At 44.0% G+C, this 9,590-nt stretch carries 8 protein-coding genes and 1 pseudogene; 5 read left to right on the top strand and 4 right to left on the bottom strand.

Translation table 11 applies throughout. The features are described from left to right. Positions 1 to 46: 46 nt before the first annotated feature. Positions 47 to 523: a DUF2867 domain-containing protein gene (locus tag ABUA47_RS20455; RefSeq protein ID WP_349824522.1), complete on the bottom strand. Its 477-nt coding sequence runs from the start codon at positions 521 to 523 to the stop codon at positions 47 to 49. A gap of 167 nt (positions 524 to 690) precedes the next feature. Between ABUA47_RS20455 and ABUA47_RS20450 the strand changes: the two genes are divergently transcribed. Next, on the top strand, positions 691 to 1,455 hold the full coding sequence (locus ABUA47_RS20450) for a LuxR C-terminal-related transcriptional regulator (protein ID WP_009037034.1): 765 nt from the start codon (positions 691 to 693) through the stop codon (positions 1,453 to 1,455). Between the two features lie 2 nt (positions 1,456 to 1,457). On the opposite strand, the pseudogene ABUA47_RS20445 reads toward ABUA47_RS20450, so the two are convergent. After that, positions 1,458 to 2,042, bottom strand: a pseudogene (locus tag ABUA47_RS20445) (nucleotidyltransferase domain-containing protein). Between the two features lie 127 nt (positions 2,043 to 2,169). On the opposite strand from ABUA47_RS20445, the gene ABUA47_RS20440 reads away from it, so the two are divergent. Then, on the top strand, positions 2,170 to 4,230 hold the full coding sequence (locus ABUA47_RS20440) for a HelD family protein (RefSeq protein WP_009037036.1): 2,061 nt from the start codon (positions 2,170 to 2,172) through the stop codon (positions 4,228 to 4,230). Positions 4,231 to 4,240: 10 nt separating this feature from the next. On the opposite strand, the gene ABUA47_RS20435 is transcribed toward ABUA47_RS20440, so the two are convergent. Both ABUA47_RS20435 and ABUA47_RS20430 read right to left on the bottom strand, forming a co-directional pair. Further along, positions 4,241 to 4,861, bottom strand: coding sequence for a CatB-related O-acetyltransferase (locus ABUA47_RS20435; RefSeq protein ID WP_005828836.1), 621 nt, complete (start codon positions 4,859 to 4,861; stop codon positions 4,241 to 4,243). Positions 4,862 to 4,875: 14 nt separating this feature from the next. Further along, complete coding sequence (locus tag ABUA47_RS20430) at positions 4,876 to 6,168, bottom strand: MATE family efflux transporter (protein WP_005828839.1); 1,293 nt, start codon at positions 6,166 to 6,168, stop codon at positions 4,876 to 4,878. Positions 6,169 to 6,795: 627 nt separating this feature from the next. Between ABUA47_RS20430 and miaA the strand changes: the two genes are divergently transcribed. The 3 genes from miaA (at position 6,796) to kdsA (ending at position 9,530) form a co-directional block, all read left to right on the top strand. After that, on the top strand, positions 6,796 to 7,713 hold the full coding sequence (miaA, locus tag ABUA47_RS20425) for a tRNA (adenosine(37)-N6)-dimethylallyltransferase MiaA (protein WP_009037038.1): 918 nt from the start codon (positions 6,796 to 6,798) through the stop codon (positions 7,711 to 7,713). A 66-nt stretch (positions 7,714 to 7,779) separates the two neighbouring features. After that, a complete protein-coding gene (locus ABUA47_RS20420; protein ID WP_009037039.1) occupies positions 7,780 to 8,706 on the top strand; it encodes a diacylglycerol/lipid kinase family protein in 927 nt (308 codons plus the stop codon). 23 nt (positions 8,707 to 8,729) lie between these two features. Then, positions 8,730 to 9,530, top strand: a complete 801-nt coding sequence (gene kdsA / locus ABUA47_RS20415) for a 3-deoxy-8-phosphooctulonate synthase (RefSeq protein WP_009037040.1) — start codon at positions 8,730 to 8,732, stop codon at positions 9,528 to 9,530. Positions 9,531 to 9,590: the final 60 nt, after the last annotated feature.

The following is a 9,590-nucleotide window of genomic DNA, read 5'->3' as shown; positions in this document are numbered from 1 at the left end:
TACTATTAGGTTCATAGTGACAGTCGCTATTGTTGTATATAAAAGTTTAATACCTGTAGTTTGCCGAATGCTTACCCCTATCCCCAGCAACATGCTTTAAGATAGACTTTACTATTATCCCATGAAAAGGTCTGATAATAAAGAAATATGCCCTTCCCAGCCAATTATTGTACTTCACAACAGTAGTAATCCGAAGTTCTTGTTTTCCTTCGTGATATTCCCCGCACCACATGGACACATGGAAATCAAGATGCTTATCCGGCATTCCGAGAATTTCTTCATGCAGATTTTTATCCAAGACCATATCTGTAAATCTGGTTGCTGTATCCAGTCCTAATGGCTTTACAATCGCATTCCTGAAATTCATGAGCCAACCAATCCACTTAGGAAATCGGCTGAAGGCAAGATTGCGAAAATCTTCCGGTGTCAAAGCCTGCCCAGTGACCATCACTTTAGAAAAAGAATCTATATAATCTACAGGAAAATAATTCTTTATTAAGCTGTCTGCCGGTATATCTTTCATCTTATCACATATTGAATTTATTACTCGTTTGCTTTTCATTCACGGCGTCCCCAATGACACGGCCTACAAGGGTAGCCACTTAATCCAACCCTACAACATATTCTTAGAAATAATATTATCCCGTAAAAGATAAAGCTCAAAAGAAAATTATCAGTTATCTTTGTTCCATGACTACCAACAAGACAACTCCCAAAGAATTATGGGCAAGACAGCAGATTAGCGGTCCCGATGTGGACTATGATTTATGGAACAAGAAAAGAATATCCGTGCAAGCGTTCTCACAAATGAGTCAGAGCTGTATTTTTACAGTTGACGTATTTAAAGAGAGATACGATTTTGCATCCGACAGTTTTGCCCATCTTTTCGGATACAATCCCACTTGGATAAAGACAATCAGGCAACAAGGCGATTTACTGGAAGAGAGAATACACCCTGATGACAGAATGCAACTCACGGAATGCCAAATCGAGCATGGACAGTTCATCTACTCACTCCCACCGGAAGAAAGAAATGACTACCGGCAAATATTTCAATTCCGTATGTTGAATGCACGGCAACAGTATATCAATGTAAGTAGCCGGCAACAAGTCATAGAAACAGACCGGAATGGTAAAGCCTGGATAATCATGGGAGTAATGGACATACTTCCCGACCAGACCCCTATCGAAAGAATCAAACGGACGGTGGTGAACAGAAAAACGGGAGAGATGCTTCCAACATGCACTGTTTCTCCTGACAAACAATTATCCAACCGGGAGAAAGAAATATTACGACTCATCCGACAAGGTTTTCTAAGCAAGGAAATCGCTCACCAGCTGGGAGTGAGCATCTATACTGTGAACAATCACCGGAAAAACATCCTAAGCAAGTTAGATGCCAACAATATAATGGAAGCCATCCATATAGTAGAAAATCTTGGTATCTACCTCTAAGATTACGGAAGCCAACCGAGACTGTCCGCCAACTGATTTGTTTTGCGCCACTCTTCAAGCTCCTTATAAGTGCGGACACCTCCCGTAAAGACAGCATGATAAATCTCTATACCTGGAATCGTTACACCATCCGGCACATCGAATTTGATTTGCAATATCGTTTTCCTAATTTCAGGAGTAAGGCGCTCCGCAATAGCGGCAGTCACCTTTTCTACAACACCATCATACCTGGAACCTTTCCGGATGTGAATCATATCAAACTTCCAAGTATTCTGTTCTCTATCCTTATATAAAGCATGCCACTCCATGCACTCTTCCTCCGTATGGATAAGGTTCCTATATTGTATTTCCTGCAAAGGCAACCGTTCCGCAAGTTCCCGGATGACCTAAAAGCTCTCTCCTACATCCAACCTATCGGTATAAATATGGATATCTATATCCCTACTTTTCGCCAACAGCCCGGTACGGAGTGAGCCCACCAAATGAACGGTTGCTCCAATGCGCTCCCATGCTTCAATAATACAGGTATCTTCCAATACTTTCCATGCAGATTGCTGATTCTGCCTTGCAAGCTCATGAATGTCCATTTACCTCCACTTTTTTGAATGTGCAAAGATATAAAACTTCCCAGTATATAGCTATAAATAGCCATTTCCCTTCTTGATACAATACACTAATTTTGCACACTGTCTTATCTTTTAGCAACAACTAATTATGGCATTCAATCAAACAGAGAAACAAGAGAAAGAATATTTAAAGCAAATAATCAGTTTTCTGAAAAAGGTTATCGGTAATACCGACGCATCCGTGAAAGACCACGTCGACACCTTGGCAGAATACAAAGACTATATCTGGTTCAACAAAGACATCGACCCACACGAGATACGCTCCATGCGCGAAAGCATCCTGAACCATTTTGCCTTGGGGGAAAGTGTAATCAACAAGCATAAGCGGCTCACCAAGATACTTGCCATTCCTTACTTCGGACGAATTGATTTTTTGGAAAAGAAAGAAAACAGCAAAGTGATGCCTATCTATATAGGTATCCATACCTTCTATGACCCGGAAAGTCGAGCTACCCTTATCCATGACTGGCGAGCACCCGTTTCGAGCATGTTCTATGACCATGAATTAGGAGAAGCAGGCTATCGGTCTCCATCGGGAGAGATTAAAGGAGTAATTTCCCTAAAACGCCAATACAGAATTCGGGGCGGCAAAATGGAATTTATGATTGAAAGTGCCCTGACCGTCCATGACGACATTCTGCAAAAAGAGTTAAGTTCCAATGCAGATGACAAGATGAAAAATATCGTTGCCACCATCCAACGGGAACAGAACCGGATTATCCGCAACGAAGATATCCGCACGCTTATTATTCAAGGAGTGGCCGGCTCTGGAAAAACATCCATAGCCCTGCACCGCATAGCCTACCTGCTCTATACCTTCAGAGACAGCATCTCATCAAAAGATATTCTGATTATCTCCCCCAACAAAGTGTTTTCCGATTATATCTCCAACGTCCTCCCCGAACTTGGGGAAGAAACCGTGCCCGAAACCAGTATGGAACAAATACTCTCCGGAGTGTTGGAACACAAATATAAGTACCAAACATACTTCGGGCTAGTGAATGAACTGTTAGAAAAGCCATCCTCAAGCCTCATCAACAGAATAGCCTATAAAGCCTCTTTCGGCTTCATTTCAGAGCTTGACAAGTTTATCCTCCACATAGAGAACACCTACTTCAAGGCAGCAGACGTGAAGCTGACCAAATACATCACCATACCTGCCCCGTTTATCGAAGAACAGTACCTACGTTTCAACCGTTATCCCATACGCCGACGATTTGATGCTATGGCTGATTATATGCTGGATATGTTGAAAATACAATACACCTTTACGGTAACCACCACCGGCAGAAACCTTTTGAAAAAAGAAATCAGACTAATGTTTGCAGGCAATAACGACATTCAAGTCTACAAAGATTTCTTTAAATGGACAAATAATCCCGGAATGTTCAAAATGCGAAAGGGACATACACTCGAATACTCAGACTTGGCACCGCTGGCATACCTACACTTGGCATTGGAGGGAAACGGGAACCAGCCATTCAGAGTCAAACATCTGTTGATAGATGAGATGCAGGACTATTCGCCCATACAGTACAAGGTAATACAGAAACTCTTTCCATGCCGGAAAACCGTGTTGGGCGATGCAGGACAGTCCGTGAATCCTTATGGTTCATCCACAGCAGAAACTATCCAAAAGTCACTTACTGCAAGTGAAATCATGAAATTGTGTAAGAGTTATCGTTCCACCTTCGAGATTACGGATTTTGCGCAAAAGATTCATCCTAACGCAGAGCTGGAACCGGTTGCCCGGCATGGAGAAAAGCCACAAATCCTGCAGTTCGGCAGTGCCGTAGAAGAACTGTCCGGCATTATGGGGCTAATCTCCACTTACCGGAAATCCGGATATAAGTCTCTTGGCATCATATGCAAGACGGAGCAGCAAGCCAGGAAGATGGCAGATATGCTGAAATCATATGCCAATGATATCAGCTTCCTATCAAGTCAAAGCTCCGCATTTGTGCAAGGCATCGTCATCACCTCTGCCCACATGGCAAAAGGGCTCGAGTTTGACGAAGTCATTATTCCACAGACGGATGAGAGAAATTACCGTTCGGAGATTGACAAGAGTATGCTTTATGTAGCTGTAACCAGAGCTATGCACCGCCTAACCTTGACATTTCACGAGGCAAGACCGGCAACTCACTGATGATGGATTATTAAGGAAATCTATCCCAACAGCCTTGTACAAGATGCGGCAAGTAACAGCGTATCTCATCAATCGACCAATCCCACCATTGCAGCCGCAATAATTTCTTCACCACATCCTCATCAAAACGTTTCCTGATTTCTTTGGCAGGAGTTCCCCCTACAATTGTATAAGGGGGAACATCTTTAGTCACAACAGCACGTGCACCAATAATCGCCCCATCTCCTATATGAACACCAGCCATTATCACCGCTTCATAACCAATCCAAACATCATTACCTATTATAATATCTCCTTTGTCATCCCATGCATCCGTTATGTCCGATTTCTTCAATCCCCACTCTTCGTAAAATAAAGGAAATGTATAAGTAGACAGAGATTTCAACGTATGATTGGCACAGTTGAACAGAAATTTCGTACCGCAAGCAATGGAACAGAATTTACCAATAACCAGCCTCTCCTGATGGATGGGGTAATGATACAGCACATTGTTTTTCTCGAACAACAAAGGGTCAGCTACAAAATCATTATAAATAGTATAGTCACCAACCTCTATTCGAGGATCCTTTACAACAGCATTAAGATATACGGTTTGCTTATCTCCCGTACGCGGATATATTTTAGTCATCATAATTCGATATGTTTCTAATATTGTTTACTTCTTAAATAGAAAACCGATTGCAGTGCCAGCAAAATCACAAAAAGGTATTCTGCCGTTAAGTAAATAGCCAAGGATGCATGAGTGCAAGCGCTTAACCAATAAAGATACCCCAGATACACGACAGTGGTAGTCACTTGGAAAAGAAAAGTAATCCGGGTTTTACCGGTCCCTCCAACTGCGTTGAGATATACATAGCCTGGCAAGGCAAAGGTATAATTCAGCAACGTCACAACAAAAGGGATGAAAGCCTGCTCTGTTAACAGTTCGTTATCTGTATAGATTCCTATTATCAAGCGATTATAACATACAGCTACCCCTATCAGTGGAAATCCAGCAGAATAGCCCAACCTCAGTATCTTACGGCAGATAATGAAAACAGCCCTCCTTTCTCCAGCCCCAATCGCATTACTGACCAGCGAACCCGTAGTGACCGCAAAAGAATTGACTATTACAAAAAAGACAGCAGATACACTTCGCGTAATATTGGAAATGGCTAATTCCGTTTTACCCAAATGTTCCACCGCCACAAAAAACAAGAACCACGGAGCCACGCTGATAAAGGCATGAAGCATGCTCCATACCGACAAGCTCAGCACATCCACCAACAGCTTTCCGTCATATACCGGTTTCAATCCATATTTCCCTTTATCTATTTTCAGCCATACATAGAAAAGAAGCATCACCAAAGAACCCATCTCTGCCAGAGAAGAAGCAATGGCAGCTCCCGATATTCCCAGTCCTCCAACAATTATCAGAATATAATTCAAAGGAATATTAATCACTACTGCAACGGCAGCAGCCCACGATAATGCCCGAGTGCATGTTATTCCCACAAGAAAAGAACGGATAACCAAAAACGGAAACGAAAACAGCAAACCGAAACTGCGCCAGTCCAGATATTGAATTACAGCCCGATAAATCTCCGGCGAGGAAATCAACCTTCCCAATATGAAAGGAGAACTTGCCTGCATCAGCAGACAAAGCAAAATGGCCAATCCCGATAAAAAGAAGAAACCTTGAAAGAATATCTTCCCAGCCTTACCATAGTCACATTCTCCATTCCTTCGGGCAATCATCACCTGCAATCCGATACTAAACCCAAACCCAAGCATGTAGACCGCCAAATAATAAATCCCCGCAATGGCAGATGCTCCCAATTCCACCTCGCCAACGTGACCTAAGAAAACAGCATCGGTTATATTTATCAGCTGCTCCATCAAAATGCTCATCATTACCGGAAAGTTGATAAGCCATATCTGTTTATATGTATAATGCATTGCTCAACAATAAAATAGCACAAAACAACACACTGTACAAGTACAGCATGCCATCCTGCAAATTCATGAATAAAAGGATACACAATCTCTGTGGCAAACGGGTCATCGTTTGCCAGATAGCTGAATAGCTTTATCAAGCAGGGCTATTCGTTGAGCGTAGCTATATACAGAGCTTCATAAGAGGTGAATATGTTTGTTCATTCAATATATAGTGCAAAAATATAGAAAAAAAGTGCCAAAGTTCAGTTTAGGGCATAAAAAAAGGAGTACCGCTGTACTCCAACCTTTGTTAACCTTAAATCTAATACTATGAAAAACACATTGCAAATGTACGGACTTTTGGGACATTGACAAACTTTCCAAGAAAAAAAGCATGTTTCATAACACATTTTAATAAGATTAATGCTCGTTTTCACGTCCTTTTTCACTTTTTCTGCTTCAAAGTAGAAAAGAAGGTATAGCATCACGTAAAAAAATGAGCAAGTTCTTTCCATTATACTCCCAGTTTGCATTATCTTTGCACTAACACGAAGATAAGCTGCACCTCAGCATAAAAAATGAACGAGTTCATTTTATTCTGCATTCGGTTTGCACTATCTTTGTAGTGAGATTAACAAGAACTTATATATGCCAGACTATGATTTAATCGCCATATTAGGGCCTACCGCTTCAGGAAAGACTCCATTTGCAGCCGCCTTGGCCGCCGAACTCCATACGGAAATCATCAGTGCCGATTCACGGCAAATCTACCGGGGGATGGACCTAGGCACCGGCAAAGACCTTGCTGACTATACCGTCGACGGGAAACAGATTCCCCATCACCTCATCGACATAGCCGCCCCGGGCTATAAGTACAATGTTTTCGAGTATCAGCGTGATTTCTTGAATGCTTACGAGACTATTAAACAAAAAGGTTGCCTGCCCGTTGTATGTGGAGGAACCGGAATGTATCTCGAATCAGTACTGAAAGGCTACCGTCTACTGCCCGTACCCGAGAATCCCGAGTTGCGCACCCGTCTGGCAGACAAATCGCTGGAAGAACTGACCGACATACTGAAAGGTTACAAAAGCCTGCACAATACCACGGACGTGGACACAGCCAAACGTGCCATACGAGCCATCGAAATCGAAGAGTATTATGCCCATACCCCAGTAGACGAACGTTCCTTCCCCCAGATGAACAGTCTCATCATAGGTGTGGACATCGACCGGGAATTGCGTCGGGAGAAAATCACCCGCCGCCTGCACCAGCGCCTGGAAGAAGGAATGATAGACGAAGTGCGACGTCTGATAGAGCAAGGCATCCAACCGGATGACCTCATCTATTACGGACTGGAATACAAGTATCTGACACTTTATGTCATCGGCAAGTTGACCTATGAAGAGATGTTCACGCAACTGGAAACAGCCATCCACCAGTTTGCCAAACGCCAGATGACCTGGTTCCGCGGTATGGAACGGCGTGGATTTACCATCCATTGGATGAATGCCCGGTGGCCGATGGAAGAAAAGATAGCTTTTGTAAAGAAGAAGTTGGAAGGATGATGAAATGATAAAGTGACCGGGTGATTTAAATCGTAAATAGTAAATAGTCAAATTGTAAATAGAATCATGAGTGCAGAACCCGAAAAGTTGGGAGTGATATACAACCCCAAAGCCGGAACACGGAAAGTGCAGAAACGGTGGAAAGAAATCAAAGAATACATAGACAGCAAAGGTGTGCCTTACGACTATGTGCAGTCCGAAGGGTTCGGTTCGGTAGAGCGTCTGGCAGGCATCCTCGCCAACAACGGCTACCGCACCATTGTTGTAGTAGGCGGTGACGGCGCACTGAATGACGTCATTAACGGCATCATGCTTTCCAATGCACCAGACAAGGAGAATATAGCCATCGGCATCATCCCCAATGGTATAGGAAATGACTTTGCCGACTATTGGGAAATGAGTTCGGATTACAAGAAAGCGGTGGATTGCATCATCAACAACCGCCGCCGGAAAATAGACGTGGGTACCTGCTATTATTACGACGGTGAAAAGCATCTGACACGCTACTTTCTCAATGCCATCAACATAGGCCTGGGAGCCCGTATCGTGAAAATCACCGACCAGTGCAAGCGTTTCTGGGGAGTGAAGTTCCTCTCTTACTTCATGGCACTGCTATCCATTATCTTCGAACGGAAGCTGTACCGCATGCATCTCAAGATAAACGGCGAGCATATACGCGGACGCATCATGACTGTCTGCATAGGCAGTGCGTGGGGATACGGACAAGCGCCTAGTGCAGTGCCCTATAACGGCTGGCTGGATGTTTCCGTCATTTACCGTCCCGAATTGCTGCAACTATGGTCGGGATTGTGGATGCTTATCCAAGGGCGGATTCTGAACCATAAGGTAGTGATGCCCTACCGTACGCAAAAAGTAAAAGTGCTGCGTGCGCAAAATGCCTCTGTCGATTTGGACGGACGTATTCTCGACCGTCATTTTCCACTGGACATCAGCGTACTGCATGAAGCAATAACATTGATTATACCCAATTGAAAATACTTAATCAGTAACAACCTATGATTGAATTAAAGAATAATCCTGCCGGAAACTTCTTCCTACTGGCAGGTCCATGTGTCATCGAAGGAGAAGAAATGGCAATGCGCATTGCCGAACGTATCGTGACCATCACAGAAAAACTGCAAATCCCATACGTATTCAAAGGGTCGTACCGTAAAGCCAACCGTTCGCGTCTGGATTCCTTTATGGGTATCGGTGACGAAAAGGCGCTGAAGATACTGCAAAAGGTACACGACACTTTCGGAGTACCTACCGTGACCGACATTCATGCCGCCGAAGAAGCCACCATGGCTGCCGAATATGTGGATATTCTGCAAATTCCCGCCTTCCTCTGCCGGCAGACAGACCTGCTTGTAGCCGCCGCCAAAACCGGAAAAACCATCAACATCAAGAAAGGGCAGTTCCTCTCTCCGCTTGCCATGCGCTTTGCGGCTGATAAAGTAGTGGAAGCAGGCAATAGGAACGTCATGCTGACAGAACGCGGAACTACTTTCGGTTATCAGGATTTAGTCATCGACTATCGCGGCATCCCCGAAATGCAGACCTTCGGTTTCCCCGTCATCCTGGATGTAACCCACTCCCTGCAACAGCCCAACCAGACCAGTGGCGTCACGGGAGGTATGCCGCAACTTATCGAGACCGTAGCCAAAGCCGGTGTTGCCGTAGGTGTAGACGGACTGTTCATCGAAACCCACGAAAATCCCGCCGTAGCCAAGAGTGACGGCGCCAACATGCTGAAACTCGACCTGCTGGAAGACCTGCTGACCAAATTGGTCCGCATCCGGGAAGCAGTCAGATAAATTCCATTTATCCGGAATGGAATCCGAAAAAAACAACAGAAGTTGTGATTTATCCAAGGG

Origin of the sequence: Bacteroides sp. RTP31139st1_H2_RTP31139_211217, from assembly GCF_040227615.1 — a bacterium.
In the GTDB taxonomy this organism is placed as follows: domain Bacteria; phylum Bacteroidota; class Bacteroidia; order Bacteroidales; family Bacteroidaceae; genus Bacteroides; species Bacteroides uniformis.
Note: the sequence above shows the minus strand (reverse complement) of the source record. Positions and strands in the feature narration are given on the sequence as shown.